This window comes from Kangiella taiwanensis, assembly GCF_020005165.1.
GTDB lineage: Bacteria > Pseudomonadota > Gammaproteobacteria > Enterobacterales > Kangiellaceae > Kangiella > Kangiella taiwanensis.
Genome location: NZ_JAHCLT010000003.1, coordinates 95,447 through 112,504 on the forward strand (window position 1 = coordinate 95,447; position 17,058 = coordinate 112,504).

Genomic DNA, 17,058 nt, shown 5'->3' on the forward strand with positions numbered 1-17,058 from the left:
TTATTGAGATTGGTATCTTAAAAATTATCTCTAAATAATGGAACTAATTCATAGAGCAGTGCTCAAAGATTATACAAGTAGCAGATAAAGCAAACTTTAGTTTAGACGCTATTTTGCTTAAAGCTTACTTGGTTGTCATTGTCACTTCTCTTTGATGAGTTTTTTTTCATACCGGGCCATGTAAATGGCCCGTTTTTTATGTGCTATCATATCTGCAGATTCATTCACGAAAAGAACTTTAACACTCATGCATTTTAAGTTTGACCGAGAGTATCAACTTCAAATTAAGCACAATAAAATTAACGTTATCGAGTGGGGCGATCCTGAGGGACAGCCCGTTTTGTGCCTACATGGTTGGCTTGATAACGCTGCAACATTCCACTATTTAGCGCCGCTTCTCACTAAAAACTCTCAGTATCGATTGATAGCGATAGAGTTTCCAGGGCACGGCCAGTCCGAACACTTACACCCAGCAGCTGATTACCAGTTTATTTCAGGTATCGCGATTATGGATGGTGTTCTTGAGGTACTAAAACTTGAGAAACCAAAACTCTTAGCCCACTCAATGGGAGCTGCGTTGTCGTCTATATACGCTGGCGTATTTCCCGATAAAGTGGATAGTATTGTCTCCATCGACGCCCTCGGCGCTTTAGTCTCATCACCCGAAGGAACTGTTAGACAGCTCCGTAAGGCTTTGGAGCAACGCAGCGCTAAACGCAGTAAGAAGCGGTATTTCAAAGATTTGGAAACTGCTGCAAAGGCACGCGCACAAGTCAGCGAATTGCCTGTTGATGTACTGCTGCCTTTAATCGAACGAGGTGTAACTTTATGCGAAGAAGGTTACCAGTGGTCAAGTGATGCTCGATTAAAGCATTTGTCATGGTTGCGCATGACGGAACCGCAGATGGAGGCTGTGATGCGTGAAGTCACATGTCCAGTACTGGTAGTAATGGCTTCTGACGGACTTTATAAGGATTACCCTGCTATTGAGCAACGGTTTGACTACCTGAAAGATGTCGAGCGCGTTGATATGGAGGGTGGCCACCATCTGCATATGCAGTTCGCAGAGCAAGTTGCTGAAAAAATCATCGACTTTTGGTCTAAAATTGAACAAAAAAGGCTAAACTGACAGTAAGTGGTCGGAATAGTTGCGATACGTTGCCGAATCATGTAATTTTCTTGTCTTATATTTACTAACAGATTCGCATTTCTAATAGGTTAATTCATGGAAAAAGTGTGGCTTAAAAATTATCCAGAAAAAGTACAAGAAACTATCAATACCGATCAATACGCGAATCTGAATGATATTTTAGCGGAAACGGTACAAAAGCATGGTGACAAGCCTGCGGTGACTAATTTAGGTTTAACGCTAAGTTACCAAGAACTGTCACAAAAAGTTGAAGACTTTGCTGCTTATTTACAACATGATTTAGGGCTTCAGAAAGGTGACAAACTAGCATTGATGATGCCGAACTTGTTGCAGTATCCAATTGCTTTGTTCGGTGCTTTAAAAGCTGGTCTTGCGGTTGTAAACGTAAACCCACTTTACACGCCACGTGAGTTAGCTCATCAGCTTAATGATAGCGGCGCTAAATCCATCGTTATTTTAGCTAACTTCTCAAACACCCTCGAAGAAGCTTTAAATAAAGTTGAGTTGGATAACATTATCGTGACTCAAGTTGGTGATGTTTGCCCACAGCCAAAGCGGTTTATCGTCAATTTTGTTGTTAAGTACATCAAAAAGATGGTTCCTAAAGCTGACTTGCCGAACACCATCAGTTTCGTTGATGCGCTTAACAAGGGACATTCGCTTGATTTTAGTCCTGTTGAAGTTGGGCATGATGACGTAGCATTTCTTCAATACACTGGCGGCACGACAGGAGTTGCCAAAGGCGCAGTATTAAGTCACAAAAATATGGTGGCAAATGTACTTCAAACTTATGCTTGGATGGGGCCTTTCTTGGATGAAGGCAATGAAACGATCATTACTGCGCTGCCTCTGTATCACATTTTCTCCTTGTGCGTGAATTGTCTACTGTTCACCAAAGCGGCAGGGCATAATATTTACATCACCAACCCTCGTGATATGAAAGACTTCTGCAAAAGCTTACGACAATATCCATTTACCACATTGACTGGTGTTAATACTTTATTTAACGGCCTATTGAATAAGGAATCATTCCGCCAGCTTGATTTCTCAAAACTGAAGCTGACAGTGGGTGGCGGTATGGCCGTTCAAAAATCGGTTGCCGAAGAGTGGCAGAAGCTGACGAAAACACCTTTGTTAGAAGGGTATGGTCTGACTGAAACGTCACCTGTGGTCAGCATGAACCCGTTAGATCTTGAAGCTTATAATGGCACTATTGGTTTGCCTGTTCCTTCGACTGATGTTCAGATCCGTGATGAAGAGGGTAAGGAGCTTGGCTTTAACGAACCGGGTGAGTTGTGGGTCAAGGGACCGCAAGTCATGGTTCAATACCTAGGCCGACCCAAAGAAACCGATGAGGTGCTACAAGATGGCTGGTTAGCGACGGGTGATATGGCGACTATCGATGAAAACGGTTTCCTTAGAATCGTTGATCGCAAAAAAGACATGATCCTTGTATCCGGCTTCAATGTTTATCCAAACGAGATTGAAGATATTGTTGCTCTGCATCCTGGTGTGCTTGAAGTCGCAGCTATTGGCGAGCCTGATGATGTGAAAGGTGAAGTGGTTAAGATTGTAGTGGTTAAGAAAGATCAGTCTTTGGACAAAGATACCTTGATTGAGCATTGCCGTGAACACTTAACCGGTTACAAAATTCCAAAAGTGGTTGAGTTCAGAGAAGAACTTCCTAAGTCAAATGTGGGTAAAATATTACGCAAGGAACTGCGCAAGTAGGTTTTATATTGAGTCGATTCGAACTAGATCACCATTCAGAGCTTGTCGCTGTTGAGAAAGTTACTTCTGAACAGCGACTTGCAACTTTGTGCAAATCTTGGTTACAGCAAGATGTATTAGCTATTGATACGGAATTTGACCGTACCAATACGTTTTTTCATAAGCTGGCGTTAATTCAGGTATACGACGGTGAAGAAATTTACCTGATAGATCCTTTGGAAATTAGCGATTTAAAAGCTTTTGGTGAGGTTCTTGGAGATGAGGGTACGCTTAAGGTGCTTCACAGCTGTAGTGAAGACCTAGAGGCCTTACATAACAGTTATCACTTCCCTATAAACTCAGTGTTTGATACGCAGATCGCGGCTGCTTTGTGTGATATGGGCCCTATGCTCGGTTATGGCAACATGGTTGATATCATGTTGGGCCTAACCTTAGACAAAGAGCATACCAAGACTGATTGGCTGGCGCGGCCACTTAGTGAAGAACAAAAGATTTACGCCGCTCAAGATGTGCAGTTTCTGCTGCCATGTTTCTATCGCTTGCGTGAAAAGTTGCTAGAGAAGGGGCATTACGGGTTTGTGTTAGAAGATACGCGTTCAATTTATGAGGCGATCAGCCAACTGGATAACTTCCAAGAGGCCTACCTCAAAGTTAAAGGTGCATATCGACTTCAGTCTAAGTATCTCAATCGATTAAAGCATGTTGCGGCGTGGCGTGAAGCTTTAGCTAGAGATAAAGACATTCCCAAAACTTTTATTTTCCGTGATCATCATTTGCTCGAAATTTGCCAAACACCCAACCCATCTACCGGCACCTTGCTTCAGTTGGGCTGTAATCGCGGCAGTATTCGCAAGCATGGCTCTGAGCTATTGAATCAGATTAATCAGGCCGACAATATGACTGAGTCTGATTGGCCACAGCCTATTCAAGCGTTTCATAAACTGCCCAGCGCAAAGCAAAAGCTAAAAGCACTCAAGCAAGAAGCAAGCGCAGTAGCACAGGAGCACGATATACCTGAACAAGCACTCAGCAGTAAACGTCTGTTAGAATATGTTATTCAGACGGATTTAGGGTTAAAATCACGCCCTAACCAATTCTGGAACAGTTGGCGTCAAGAGTTGCTTCAACAACGTTTTGAGCAGCGTCTCGCCGAATTTAGTTAATCGTGAGAAGAGATTTACCGCTATGATGTGCAGTGTTTATAAAAGCGCGAAGAAGCCTGATACTTATCTATACGTCCCGTATGACAGCGATTTTGACGACTTGCCAGAAGGCCTAACCAGCGTTTGGGGTGAGCCTGAGCTTGTTATGCATATCGATTTGGGACAACGTGACAAGTTGGCTTTAGTCGATATTACTGAGCTGAAAGAAAAGCTGACAGAAGATGGTTATTACCTACAGATGCCACCAACCCAAGAAGAGTTAGCAGGGTTGATCGAAGGTAATTCTAAAGCGCCGATTTCTCGATAATCAGCTAATCCCTGTTTATTACTACCTTGAGTAAGCCTAACAACAAATTCTGGCTAACCACGCCAATGCATGAGATGTCTCACGAGCAGTGGGAGTCCTTGTGTGATGGCTGTGGTAAGTGTTGCCGTATTCAGTTCCTTGATGATGATGACACGATGTTAATGCAAACCGATGTTGCTTGTAAATTGCTAGATACATCGACGCTCCGATGCACTGACTACCACAACCGTTTAAGCAAAGTACCAGATTGTGTTCAAATAACGCCAGACACTATCAATGATTATTACTGGCTACCTGATAGCTGTAGCTACAAAATCGTTGCGCGTGGTGAGGATTTACCAAGCTGGCACCATCTCGTGAGCGGGAACCGTGAATTAATTCATCAAGAAGGGTTCAGTTTACAAGGAAAATTAGTCAGCGAAATGGATGTTCCAGAAGAAGAGGTTGAAGATCGAATCATCGAATGGATTGCGATAACTGATTGATATTTAGCCTTTTTGTATGTGTTTTAAACGTTTTTGAAAAAAATTAAATAAAATTGAAAAAAAGAGTTGACGAGATCCCAGAACGCCAGTAATATGCGCCTCGTTGACCGATGAGGTCGCCAGCAAAACACTCTAACAAAGCACTTTCGAGTACTAAGTTAGACATCGCGGAGCGGTAGTTCAGCTGGTTAGAATACCGGCCTGTCACGCCGGGGGTCGCGGGTTCGAGTCCCGTCCGCTCCGCCACTATTTAAGAAACCTGCACATTGTTGCAGGTTTTTTTATGTCTGTAATTTTTGATTATAAAGTTGTGTTTGAGAGTGGATATGCCAATAATCTAGTTAACAGATCTATTAAAACAGCTGGATTCGAAAATGTGCCAAAATGGATGTTCTTATTCGTCCTCCTACTAAAGGATTTTACACACAATGAAGTTTTTACTGCTACTGACCTTCTGGTTAACTCCAGACTTGCTTCTAGCTATTGACAATAAGACTGAAATCGAAAACTACTATTATGGTAGAGTTTTAGGGGTGGATTTACCATTTCTCGAAGATACCGAGCCACAGAAAGTCCTATTAGGCGTTGGCAGTGGATTTAGATTGGCAGTGTTAAATAATAACTTTCGAATTTCGGTAAAAAATAATCCCAACTTATGTGATTTAAAAGACCTAGAATTGCTAAGTAAATATAGCGAACACTGTTTAGCCGTAGAGCTCTACTCAGTTAACCCTCACTTAATGAGCTCTTCCGAAAAAAGCCAGCTAGAGACATATAAAGACAATTTTGAATTCGGTCATTTTTCAGGATTAGAGTTAAAGACAGTGACTCTATACCAGGGAGGCGTCCTGTTTGAGTATAAGAGCAGCAAAGGATTACTTTCTTATGTTTTAATAAAAGAATTGGGGAGCTCGGAAGTAATGGAATATTCGGCCTTTGATGTATCTACTGCTTTATTTGAACAGGAGCTGAAAAGAAGTAAGTCAAGAGACATAAAGAAACTTGTATCATATATAGATTCTTATCTGAAGAATGAGCTATCACCTGAAGAGTTTACAGAGTTAGATGTCGAGGTAATTATTTCGGAGAATCTTTAAACGAATAAGTTTAGTTTAATGTTATCTTGCTACCTTCCCGACAGCTTACACTTTGAACTAACTTTTACTATATGAAGGTAAAAAAGGCAGCCGAAGCTGCCTTTGTATTTTGTCTAACCTAACGGTTACTATTTAATCTCACACATGCAGTGTAAATACGCATGGTTTGGATCATTGTAATCAGTGAGTAATTTATAAGCTTCTCTGACTTGTGAGCTAACTGCTTGAATCAGTGGGTTAGCTTGAGCGGTTAATGCTTGAACTTTTGCTGTGTCGCCAGTGGCTTCTGCGTTTTGCAGAATTTCACGAAGCATTTGCTCAGTAGGATTTAATTCACGCTTAACGAAGCGGACTTCGTAGTCACTCACATTAGCTAACTTTGCTGCTGACTCGATCGCATCGTCTAAATCACCCAGCTTATCGACTAAGCCAAGACGGTGTGCGTCTTCACCAGACCAAACACGGCCTTGCGCAATGTTGTCCACTTCTTCAACCGTCATATCACGGCCGTTCGCTACTAACGTTAAGAATTCATCATAGCCGTGTTCAATGCTGGTTTGAATGAGCTCTTTAAAGTCGTCAGAAAGTCCAGACATGACGTCAAACGAGCGAGACCATTTAGTCGTTCCAACACCATCACGATAAACACCCAACTCGTTAAGCGGTTCTTCGAAGGTTGGGATCATACCGAAGATACCGATAGAACCAGTGATCGTAGTAGGGTGCGCCCAGATTTCGTCAGAGGTTGCAGAAATCCAATAGCCACCCGACGCCGCCATGCCAGCCATTGAAGTAACAACAATTTTGCCTTCTTTTTGCGCCTGAACAATTTCGCTACGGATGACTTCTGATGCAAAGGCACTGCCTCCAGGGCTGTCTACGCGCATCACAATGGCTTTTACTGAATCATCAAGACGTGCTTTACGGATAAGCTTCGCGGTGCTGTCGCCGCCAATCGTGCCTTCTTTGCGACTGCCATCAACGATTTCACCTTTTGCAATGATGACTGCAATTTTATCTTTGCTGCTTGGCATATCGACAAGAGGACGACGAGCTTTTAAGTAGTTTTTATATCCAATCGCTTGGTACGAGTCTTCTTCGTCATTAAAGCCGACAAGGTTGATCATGTAGTCACGGTACTCAGCACGCGTCATTAATTTATCAACAAAACCGTTCTCAACAGCTACAGCCGCAGCATCACCTTTCTTATCTTTCATAAGTTGAAGGAAATTTTCGATGAAGCTGTCCATTTCATCAGCAGTCATACCGCGTGAACTAGCGATGTCGTTACGCATGTGCCCCCACAAGTCGCCTAACCACTCTATATTGGCTTCTTTGGCTGCTTCTGACATGCTATCGCGTATGAATGGTTCTACCGCAGACTTGAATGTGCCTACACGGAATACGTGGACGTTAACTCCGAGCTTATCCAGCGCTGACTTGTAGTAAGTGCCAGTACGGGCCATACCTTCGAACATCAGTGCGCCACGAGGGTTCATTAGAACTTCGTCGGCAGAGGAGGCTAAGTAGTATTGGCCTTGGCTGTAATTGTCACCGATGGCAATGACTTTCTTGCCAGAAGTTTTAAAGTCATCAATCGCTTCTCTTAGGTCTTGGTATTTACTGATACCACCATAAGCGCCAGTTAAATTGTTGGTCTGTAGCACTAGAACACTGATGTTGTCATCATTCTTGGCATACTCGATCGCATCCAATAAGTCATACATCGATGTTTCAGGGTTTTTAGTGCCCTGTGCATCAGCAATGATTTCCTCAATCGGATCCATGTAGGTAGTCTGTTCGACCAAAGTACCTGTAGGGTTGAGAACAAGCGCTGACCCTTGATTGACTTTAGGTAGGTCAGGGCCACTAACGCAGCTTCTAACCATAAAGACTAAAATAGTGATAGCTATAAGGCCGATCAATAAACGACCAGCCACATCGACAGTTTTCCAAATGCGGTAGAAAAATCTACCGATCATAGAGTTGGGTTTTGACACGTCTCTTCCTTCTCTTACTAGTTAAAATTACGAAACTGCGCCAATTCTAACCAAATTGCTCATTTTATGACTAGTGTATAAATGTAACGAAATAATAACTTGTTGTTTTTTATAGTATTAATGTCCACTTCTTTTGTAATGAAATATGTCCATAAGCATTGCATGATACTGGTTATACCAGTAGACTTAAGCCAAGACTTATGATTTAGCGTGATTAGAAGAAACCTGTGAAATATCCAAAACTGTTAGAACCGCTTGATCTGGGCTTTACCCAGATTAAAAACCGCGTATTGATGGGCTCGATGCACACTGGACTTGAAGAAGAAAAAGGTGGCTTCGAAAAAATGGCTGAGTTTTACGCCGCACGTGCGCGCGGTGGCGTTGGGCTGATGGTGACAGGTGGTATTTCGCCTAATTTTCGTGGGCGACTAGCACCACATTCGTCTCAATTAAGCAGTCGTCGTCATGTTAAAAAACATCGCATAGTGACCAAAGCAGTGCATGATGCAGGCGGTAAAATTGCCTTGCAAATCCTGCATGCGGGACGTTATGCGTATCACCCTTTATCGGTATCTGCTTCTAAAATTAAGTCACCGATCACGCCTTTTACGCCTAAAGAAATGACGGAGCGGATGATCCAGAAAACCATCAAACATTATGCTCGTTGCGCCCGTTTGGCAAAAGAAGCGGGTTACGATGGTGTCGAGATCATGGGGTCAGAAGGTTATTTAATTAATCAATTTATTGTCACCAGAACCAATAATCGCAGCGACAAGTGGGGTGGTTCATATGAAAACCGTATGCGCTTCCCGTTGGAAATTATCAAGGCGGTTAAACAAGCGGTCGGTGATGAGTTTATTACGATCTATCGCTTATCAATGATTGATCTAGTTGATCAAGGTAGCACATGGCCAGAAGTTGTACAGCTAGCGAAAGAAGTGGAAAAGGCTGGCGCAACCATTATCAACACTGGTATTGGCTGGCATGAAGCTCGAGTACCGACGATCACCACATCTGTGCCACGTCGTGCCTTTACTTGGGTCACAAAAAAACTGCGTGAAGAAGTGACCGTCCCTCTAATTACCTCAAACCGTATTAACATGCCGGAAGTTGCAGAGCAGGTTTTGGCTGATGATTGTGCGGATATGGTGTCGATGGCACGCCCATTACTTGCAGATCCTGACTTTGTGATTAAAGCCGAAAAAGAACAGAGCCAACTGATTAATACCTGTATCGCTTGTAACCAAGCCTGTTTGGATCATGTTTTCAAGCAGCAGCGAGCAACTTGTTTGGTTAATCCGAAAGCTTGTTATGAAACTGAATTAGTTGCCCAGCCGCTGAATTTTAAAAAGAAACTTGCTGTCGTTGGTTCTGGCCCAGCAGGCTTAGCATTTGCTACTGAAGCGGCGCAACGTGGGCATCAAGTTCACCTGTTTGACCGAGCCAAAAGGATCGGTGGTCAGCTGAATATTGCGAACCAGATTCCAGGCAAAGAAGAGTTTTATGAAACCTTACGTTATTTTGAGCATTTGCTTGAAGAAACGGGTGTTCACCTCCATTTAGAGACAGAAGCAACGCCTGAATCACTGTCTGGCCGGTTTGATGAAGTCATCGTGGCAGCCGGAGTGCTTCCAAGAACGCCAGCAATCCCAGGTATCGAACACGAAAAAGTGCTGTCTTACATTGATGTTTTGCTACACAAAAAGCCTGTAGGTGAGAAAGTGGCTGTGATCGGCGCCGGTGGTATTGGCTTCGATGTGTCTGAGTATTTGGTACATGAAGGCGATTCGCCAACGTTAAATCTTGAAGAGTGGTTAAAAGAGTGGGGCATCGATCGTTTGTATCAGGATGACGGAGGTCTACTTGATGAAGCTGAAATTACGCCACCAGCGCGCGAAGTGACCATGTTGCAGCGTAAAGAAAGCAAAATGGGTAAAGGCCTAGGTAAAACCACTGGCTGGATCCATCGCACCAGTTTGAAGCACAAAAAAGTGAAGATGGTAACGGGCGTAGAGTATAAAGAAATTAACGACGATGGCTTAGTAGTAGAACATAAGTCATCAGGTAAAACGGAAACTCTTACTGTCGATAACGTGGTGATTTGTGCAGGACAGGTACCAAATAGAGAGTTGGCAGTAGAGCTTGAAAAAGCAGGTTGTAAGGTGCATTTAATTGGTGGCGCCGATGTCGCCGCTGAACTTGATGCAAAACGAGCCATCCGACAAGGCACCGAGCTTGCATTAAGTATATAAAAAATAAACAGGTATTTAAGAGATAATGAGTCAAGCAGAGAGTCAAATAGATACTCGTCAAGAGAATCACTCAGAACATGCAAGAGCACACCTTGATGTTGAGTTAACCGAGCATACTTATAGTATTGGGGAAGAGATCGCTAATGCCATGAGCCATGCCATTGGCGCGCTACTGAGCGTAGCAGCAATGACCATGATGATCATGACCTCACTCGATCCCTTAGATGGTTGGAAGTTAGCGAGCGGTATCGTTTATGGATTAAGCCTTGTGGTTTTATTCACGACATCGACCTTGTACCACAGCTTCCAGCCGGAAAACCTTAAAAAGACATTTCAAACATTGGATCACTGCGCCATATACTTCCTGATTGCTGGAACCTACACGCCGTTTGTTTTGGTCAGTCTCAGCGGACTTTGGGGCTGGTCACTCTTTGGCGTGATTTGGGGGCTTGCAGTGTTTGGCGTGACGTTTAAAGTGAAGTTTAAGCAGCGTTTCCCAAAAGTTTCATTAATCACTTACATTTTGATGGGGTGGGTCATTGTCGTCGCAGCCCCTGAAATGCTCGACAAAGTCGCTCCCGGTGCATTATGGTTACTTCTAGCGGGTGGTTTATCCTATACCCTTGGAACCATATTCTATGCAGCCGATCGTAAGATACCGTTCAATCATGCCATTTGGCATTTATTTGTATTAGGTGGCGCTGTTTGTCATTTCCTTGGTATTTATCTGTACGTTTTTTAAGTCCTAAGCAACACCATTTCGAATGGGATGGGTTAGCACAGGTAAGTGGGTAACCCATCAGTTTTATTTCCATCAGTTGGCGTTTTCAGCTCGGCTTTCTTGAAAATATATGTACTCTGACCCCATTAATTTGAGGACTCTTTCGATGCGTCCGCTTTCTGTGAGGCTACAGACTTTATATCCTCCAGCATCATGTATAGACACGGCACCAGGATCAGAATAATAGCTGTCGAGAAAACAATCCCGAAGCCTAGAGAAATAGCCATAGGGATGAGGTATTGTGCTTGTAGAGATGTTTCAAGCAAGATGGGAGACAGCCCACCAAAAGTGGTTAAAGTCGTAAGAATTATTGGCCTAAAACGGCGCAGCCCGGCTTGTTTGATAGCATCATACGCTGTTGTTCCGTTGCTCTGGCTCTGCAATTTGTTGGCATAATCAACCATAATTAAGGACGCATTCAACACAACGCCGGACAATGCGACAAAGCCCATTTTAGAGATCAGGGAAATATCGTAGCCCATGATGATATGCCCGATGACAGCACCAATGATGCCGAATGGAATGGCGCTCAGGACAATAAAGGGCTGGGAATAACTACGAAACACGACAGCCAATAGGGCGTAAATGACGATAAGCGCGAGGCCGAAATAACCGTAAAGCTGCTGCGTTGACTCACGCATCTCGGCGTTAGATCCTTGAAAGGTCCATGTCAGACCCGAGAAATCCGCACGCAGCCTAGGCAGAACCTCCTGATTAAGAGCATTCACCACCTGCACAATCTCACGTTTGGGCTCAACATCGGTGGATACTGTAACAACGCGCATTCCGTTACGGCGGTTGATGGATGAGAACGCTTCGGTATATTCAAAAGCTGTCACTTCAAATAAGGGCACTTCTGCTCCGCTTGGAGTGCGAATGATAAGATCTTCCAGATAGGATAAATCCTCACGTTCGCTTTCTGGCAGTTTGACACGGACTTCGGTTTCGTTATTGCCACGCAATTGACGTACAGCCAAAGAGCCGAAAAAGGCACCCCGTAATTGCTCCCCGACATATTCCGGTGTGAGGCCCAAAGCACGCCCCTCTGGAAGAAGACGAAAATCAATGCGTTTTTTGCCTTTATCAAAATTGTCATTAATGTCAGCCGTATTGGTAAATGTCTCCAATTCTGCAATAAGGCGTTGGCTGGCCTGCTCTAAAGTGTCAATATTGTTATGGCTGAGATCAACACTAATATCAGGTCTCCAACCACCAGGGCCACGCTCTGCCTCTATAGTGATTTGATCCACTCCCTGAATATCGCCGAGCTCATCACGCCAGAGCTGAATAATTTCGCGGGCGGTCATATCGCGCTCTTCGGGAGGGCGCAGAACGATTTCAACATCAATAAAATCCTGCCCACGGACATTGGTTTTTATCCCATCCGCCACTCGGTCGAGATTGTTTTCTTCATACATACGAACCGTAGCATCAGTGAGTTTTATCGCCATCGCCCCAGCTTGTGCAGGCGTTGTGCCAACCGGCATGGAGATGCCGGCTTCGATCTCATTGGCGGCGACTTCTGGCATATTGATAATGCCCATATGCGCACTATTCATATACGAAAAGGAAACAAACAAAAGCGCCAGCGCTGCTGAAATCGTGATGTATCGAGCGCGGAGACAAAGGTCGAGGAAGCTTTTATACGGCCCTTGTACGAAAGCATCAAACTTCTTAGCAAATTTCACCTGCACATTTTTGATCGGACGCAGGATTGCATTGTCATTGGCGCTTTTCTTCACATGCCCCAGATGGGCTGGCAGAATGTAAAGTGCTTCAAAAAGTGATAAAGCCAGCACAGTCATCACCACAACGGGCAGAGGCCACCAGAAAAGGCCCGTCTCGCCAGGCATAAAGAGCAAAGGCACGAAGGCGATGAGGGTGGTAATAATCGAAAACGTCACGGGCGTTGCTACACTTTTCGTGCCTTCAATCGCGGCTTTCAGGGGATCGCTATGATTTTTGCGCTCCTCAAAAACATTCTCTCCGACCACAATAGCATCATCGACTACAAGACCGAGTGCCACGAGAAATCCAAAGAGGGAGACCATATTGATACTGACGCCAAGGCCTGGTAAAAATAACACCGATCCGACATAGGAAATGGTCATACCCATCATGACCCAGAATGCCAGCTTCGACGCGAGAAAGAGCGAAAGGATCGCCAGAACAATCAAAATAGACGCCACACCGTTTTCAAGTATCAATCCAAGACGCTGACGAAAGTCCTGCGCATTGTTACTGTCAATCCGCCATTCCACGCCAGGTGGCAGAGTGCGCTCAAAACTCTCCATAATTTGATATACGGATTGTTCGATATCGAGAGGCGATTCATTGCCCGTCCTGAAAATATTCACTTCAACAGATGGCACGCCATTAAACTGAGAGTGAAAATTACCTTCCTCAAAGCCGTCTTCGATTATTGCAATGTCGCCCAGCTTAATGGTTGCTCCGTTCTCACCAGAAATAATATCGATATCGGCAAATTCTTCTGCCCAGACTTTTCGCTCCTGCATACGCAGTAAAATTTCACCATCAAAAGTTCTGACGGCCCCGGCCGGAATATCTTGCGAGGACTGACTGATCATTTGTGCAATATCGGGTAAAGTCAGCCCATATTTGCGCAAGGTATCGGCGCTTATTTCAACATGCGTTATATAATCTGGAACATTGCCGAGCTCAACAAGCGTCATATTCGGGTCGCTCAACAAACGATCCCGCAAGCGTTCGGCTAGAATGCGTAATGTCCAGACATCTACGGACCCAAAAAGACCAATTTCCATCGCCTCGCGCTGTTGTGCTTCAAGACTCACTTCCGGCTGATCTGCTTCTTCCGGGAAGGTGCGAATACGAGCAATTGCCTGGTCAATATCCTGAAAAGCTTTCATGCGATCAGCACCAGAGACTAGCTCAATTTCTACATTTCCTCCGCCTTCACGGGCGCGAGCTGTGATTTCACGAATACCTTCAAGGCCACGCACAGCTTCCTCTACAGGCTGCAAAACACCAGTCTCCACTTCACTAGGGGCTGCGCCGGGGTAGCCAACACTGACGTTCACAATATCCAGTTGAAACTGAGGGAAAACTTCTTTTTGAATATTAAGCGCTGTAAAAACCCCGCCCAAAAGCAGGACAATCATTAACAAATTTGCGGCGACAGGGTTCTGTGCCATCCATGATATTGCGCCTTTGCCATATTTCGTTTGCGATTCGCTCATTCTTGCGTCTCCGCTTCGGCCTCTGTACGCAGGCCAATTCCCTCAGCCACAGCCGCTAGATTGCTAATCACAAGTAAGTCACCATCCTCCATGCCTTCGGAGATATAAGCATAGTCTTTATCTTTGAAAACGACTTTAGCCTCTGTAATGCTTAACTTTCCGTCGCGTTTGAGCCAGAGTCGGTCGCTTTCACGCAGGAAGTCACGATCAATGCGAAAAACATTTTCTAATTCGCGTCCTGAAATCTCGACCTGAACAATCGCGCCGACTAGCATTTGAGGCCCCTGTGTGTCTGGGCTTAAGGCAAGCGGGTCTTTTACGCTAACCAATACACGCGCTAAACGTGTTTGCGCATCCAACGCGCCGATCAAACGAATAACTTCACCTTTACGGCTCGCGTCATCGGGCCAGGCTGTTCGATTGCGAATAATGACCTGCGCGCCAGGTTGTCCTTTTTTAGGGAAAGTAATTCGCTCAAGTCTTGCTACTGGTACGCTTACAACCACCCAATATTCATCAACCCCGACAAGCCGCGCCAATTCCATATTGGTATCAATCTCCGATCCTACATTGGCATTTCTGGATAAAATTTGAGCATCAAACGGTGCACTCACAGATGTGCGCTCGAGTTCCAGCTTGGCTTGGTTCAGCATACTTTCAGCCGATTTTAAATTGGCCTTGGCTGCGGCCAGTTGCGGCTCTCTTAAGACAAGAGATGTGTTCTCTTCACGAAGTTCTTCCCTAAGCAGATTATATTCTTTTCTTGCAACATGCTGGCGGCCAAGTTCTAAATCCAAATCTGAGCGGGCTTGTGCATATGCGCTTTCCATTTGAGCGAGCGCATTCTCATAGTCGGCAGGATCAATTCGAAGTAATACTTCATCTTTTTTGACAAAACCGCCGGGAATAAAATTCTCAGTAATCTCAATGGCACGGCCGTCGACACGCGGACTGAGAATAATATCTTGGGCAGCTTCCACAGTTCCTAGACCCTCAATAAGTGGGTTGTAATTACCGCGTCGAACTTCTTGTACATCCACCAGCATCGCTGTCCTTTTGGTCGCTGCCTCACGCTGCGCCTGCGGTTCAGTAGAGTTGATGACAAAAAACAGAAAAGCGGCAGTAGTCGCTATAGCCCCAATTGCAATGGCTGTAAAAGTTTTGCTTTTTATCATCTTTTATCCATCCTTCTTATTCTCATATTCACTCTAGCTACATTTAAACGCTCCCACGCAGAAGCTAATGTAAAATTGTTCTCTAAAGCGGTTTCAATATACGTGTTGAGGTTTTCATCTTCTAGATATCGCCACCAGTTATCGTAAACAGCGTTTTGTCCTGATAGTGAAAAAGAGGGTTCACCTTGAATTGGTAAATTATAATTTTGATGACTAGCACGAGATGTGCAGTACGAAATCACAACTCCTAATAACAAAGAGCTGTTTCCAAACCTGATGATTGAATTTGATGAAAGCATCTTATCTCTTATTTCGTCTAAATTCAGAAATCATCCTATCATAGTATATTAAATAAGTATCATGACTTAAATTTGACATAGGTCGTTGATGTAAAAGGTCAAGAACAGCTAACTAAGAATGCTGGAAAGGGTGCAATATTAATGGTAATTATTAATGGGGGCAGAGTAGATTAATCTTTAAACTACGGAGAATAAGCCTAGCCTGTGACCTTGGGAATTCCTTTAGGGAAAATAAGATAAGTGATCTCGAGGTTTCTTGTTGATGGTTTACCTTCCCCCTCGATTAAGACCGAAGGAAGTGTACCACAGGTATTCCTTTCAGTCACTCTTGGTACGCTCTCGCTAATCGAGGCTACGTTCAGTACAAAACGAATATACTCTGATCTGATTTATTGTTAGTCTTAGTCATTAATAAATTTTGGAAAGCTTAAGTTTTTTACTAGCTCTATCGCATGAAAGCACAAAAATTAATGATTGGCCTTGTTGGCTTCTTACACCTCTATTGTTCGCCCATTTACGCATTTCAAGATAATCCTGAAGGCTGGATCCCTATTGATAGTGAAAGTAGGGCATTAGTACTAAATGTGGAAATTAATGATCAACCTGCGAAGGTATTGCTTGATACAGGTGCATCTATCCACGCACTAAATTCCAGCATAGTAGAAAAAACAGGGATTAAAGGAAATTCTGCAAGAGCGATCACTTTGATAGGGATCAATGGCGAAGTCCAAGCCCCCTTATCAGAACCTTTTGATATCACTGCCGATGGGCAAAGCTTTACATTACGAGATATCCCTATCATTAATAGTGACACCCCATATGACATGATACTAGGACGGAAGTTTTTCGAGCAGTCAGTAGTTCAGATAGACTACCCAAATAACAGAGTTCGCTTTCTAAGTCCTGAAGTAGTAAATTTTGAAAGTAATATTGATGTTCGCTATGAGTATGATGGAGGGCTGCTAGTTGAAGCTTATATCGCCGGTGAGAAAGCCTGGATGCTGTTAGACACTGGTAGTAATACCCTTGCGCTATTAAAACGTAAGTTCATTTTTAAAAATGAACTTGACCAGTATGCAGTAGAGGGAGTCACTCATCAGGTCTCAGGAATTGCCGAAAGTGCTGACTTTAGTGTCATTAAAGTTGAAGAGTTTAGGTTAGGTACTTACGATTTCGACTCTTTCCTAGCTATATATAACCAAGATTATAAAAATGCCTTTGACGAGAAAAAGAGATACCTTTTTAGCAGAATCCCTGAGGAAAGCTCTGTCCAAGACGGTATTCTTGGTTATGAAATATTACGTAATTTTATTATCACGATTGATTACAAGAGAAAGAAAGTTCACTTGTATTACCCCTCTACCTAATAATCTAAAAAAGGCGCCAATTGGCGCCTTTCT

At 43.9% G+C, this 17,058-nt stretch carries 13 protein-coding genes and 1 tRNA gene; 10 read left to right on the plus strand and 4 right to left on the minus strand.

Features of this window, described 5'->3' with window-relative positions:
* The first annotated feature begins 247 nt into the window (after window positions 1-247).
* The 7 genes from KFK88_RS09680 to KFK88_RS09710 all read left to right on the plus strand — a co-directional run bounded on the left by KFK88_RS09680 (window position 248) and on the right by KFK88_RS09710 (window position 5,933).
* Window positions 248-1,129 (plus strand): alpha/beta fold hydrolase, encoded by an 882-nt coding sequence (locus KFK88_RS09680; RefSeq protein ID WP_223579047.1) that lies wholly within the window; start codon window positions 248-250, stop codon window positions 1,127-1,129.
* Between the two features lie 96 nt (window positions 1,130-1,225).
* Window positions 1,226-2,881 carry an AMP-binding protein gene (locus KFK88_RS09685; protein ID WP_223579049.1) on the plus strand — a complete coding sequence of 552 codons (1,656 nt, stop codon included), beginning with the start codon at window positions 1,226-1,228 and terminating at the stop codon, window positions 2,879-2,881.
* Window positions 2,882-2,889: 8 nt separating this feature from the next.
* The gene (rnd, locus tag KFK88_RS09690; protein WP_223579051.1) at window positions 2,890-4,044 is read left to right on the plus strand and encodes a ribonuclease D; all 1,155 of its coding nucleotides are present in this window, start codon (window positions 2,890-2,892) and stop codon (window positions 4,042-4,044) included.
* 22 nt (window positions 4,045-4,066) lie between these two features.
* A complete protein-coding gene (locus KFK88_RS09695; protein WP_223579052.1) occupies window positions 4,067-4,351 on the plus strand; it encodes a YcgL domain-containing protein in 285 nt (94 codons plus the stop codon).
* Window positions 4,352-4,377: 26 nt separating this feature from the next.
* The gene (locus KFK88_RS09700) at window positions 4,378-4,836 is read left to right on the plus strand and encodes a YcgN family cysteine cluster protein (protein WP_223579054.1); all 459 of its coding nucleotides are present in this window, start codon (window positions 4,378-4,380) and stop codon (window positions 4,834-4,836) included.
* A 169-nt stretch (window positions 4,837-5,005) separates the two neighbouring features.
* Window positions 5,006-5,082, plus strand: a tRNA-Asp gene (locus KFK88_RS09705).
* Between the two features lie 182 nt (window positions 5,083-5,264).
* Window positions 5,265-5,933 carry a hypothetical protein gene (locus tag KFK88_RS09710; RefSeq protein ID WP_223579056.1) on the plus strand — a complete coding sequence of 223 codons (669 nt, stop codon included), beginning with the start codon at window positions 5,265-5,267 and terminating at the stop codon, window positions 5,931-5,933.
* Between the two features lie 128 nt (window positions 5,934-6,061).
* On the opposite strand, the gene sppA is transcribed toward KFK88_RS09710, so the two are convergent.
* A complete protein-coding gene (sppA, locus tag KFK88_RS09715) occupies window positions 6,062-7,933 on the minus strand; it encodes a signal peptide peptidase SppA (protein ID WP_223579058.1) in 1,872 nt (623 codons plus the stop codon).
* Window positions 7,934-8,160: 227 nt separating this feature from the next.
* On the opposite strand from sppA, the gene KFK88_RS09720 reads away from it, so the two are divergent.
* Together KFK88_RS09720 and trhA are read left to right on the plus strand one after the other, a co-directional pair.
* Window positions 8,161-10,185 (plus strand): oxidoreductase, encoded by a 2,025-nt coding sequence (locus tag KFK88_RS09720; protein ID WP_223579060.1) that lies wholly within the window; start codon window positions 8,161-8,163, stop codon window positions 10,183-10,185.
* Window positions 10,186-10,210: 25 nt separating this feature from the next.
* The gene (gene trhA, locus KFK88_RS09725) at window positions 10,211-10,927 is read left to right on the plus strand and encodes a PAQR family membrane homeostasis protein TrhA (protein ID WP_223579063.1); all 717 of its coding nucleotides are present in this window, start codon (window positions 10,211-10,213) and stop codon (window positions 10,925-10,927) included.
* 125 nt (window positions 10,928-11,052) lie between these two features.
* On the opposite strand, the gene KFK88_RS09730 is transcribed toward trhA, so the two are convergent.
* From KFK88_RS09730 to KFK88_RS09740, 3 genes are read right to left on the minus strand one after another with little or no spacing between them, the layout of a single operon-like run.
* Window positions 11,053-14,184, minus strand: a complete 3,132-nt coding sequence (locus KFK88_RS09730) for an efflux RND transporter permease subunit (protein ID WP_223579065.1) — start codon at window positions 14,182-14,184, stop codon at window positions 11,053-11,055.
* Window positions 14,181-15,359 carry an efflux RND transporter periplasmic adaptor subunit gene (locus KFK88_RS09735; RefSeq protein ID WP_223579068.1) on the minus strand — a complete coding sequence of 393 codons (1,179 nt, stop codon included), beginning with the start codon at window positions 15,357-15,359 and terminating at the stop codon, window positions 14,181-14,183. The genes KFK88_RS09730 and KFK88_RS09735 overlap by 4 nt, the downstream gene beginning before the upstream one ends.
* Window positions 15,356-15,658 carry a hypothetical protein gene (locus KFK88_RS09740; RefSeq protein WP_223579071.1) on the minus strand — a complete coding sequence of 101 codons (303 nt, stop codon included), beginning with the start codon at window positions 15,656-15,658 and terminating at the stop codon, window positions 15,356-15,358. Before KFK88_RS09740 ends, KFK88_RS09735 begins: the two co-directional genes overlap by 4 nt.
* A gap of 452 nt (window positions 15,659-16,110) precedes the next feature.
* Between KFK88_RS09740 and KFK88_RS09745 the strand changes: the two genes are divergently transcribed.
* On the plus strand, window positions 16,111-17,025 hold the full coding sequence (locus KFK88_RS09745) for an aspartyl protease family protein (protein ID WP_223579074.1): 915 nt from the start codon (window positions 16,111-16,113) through the stop codon (window positions 17,023-17,025).
* Window positions 17,026-17,058: the final 33 nt, after the last annotated feature.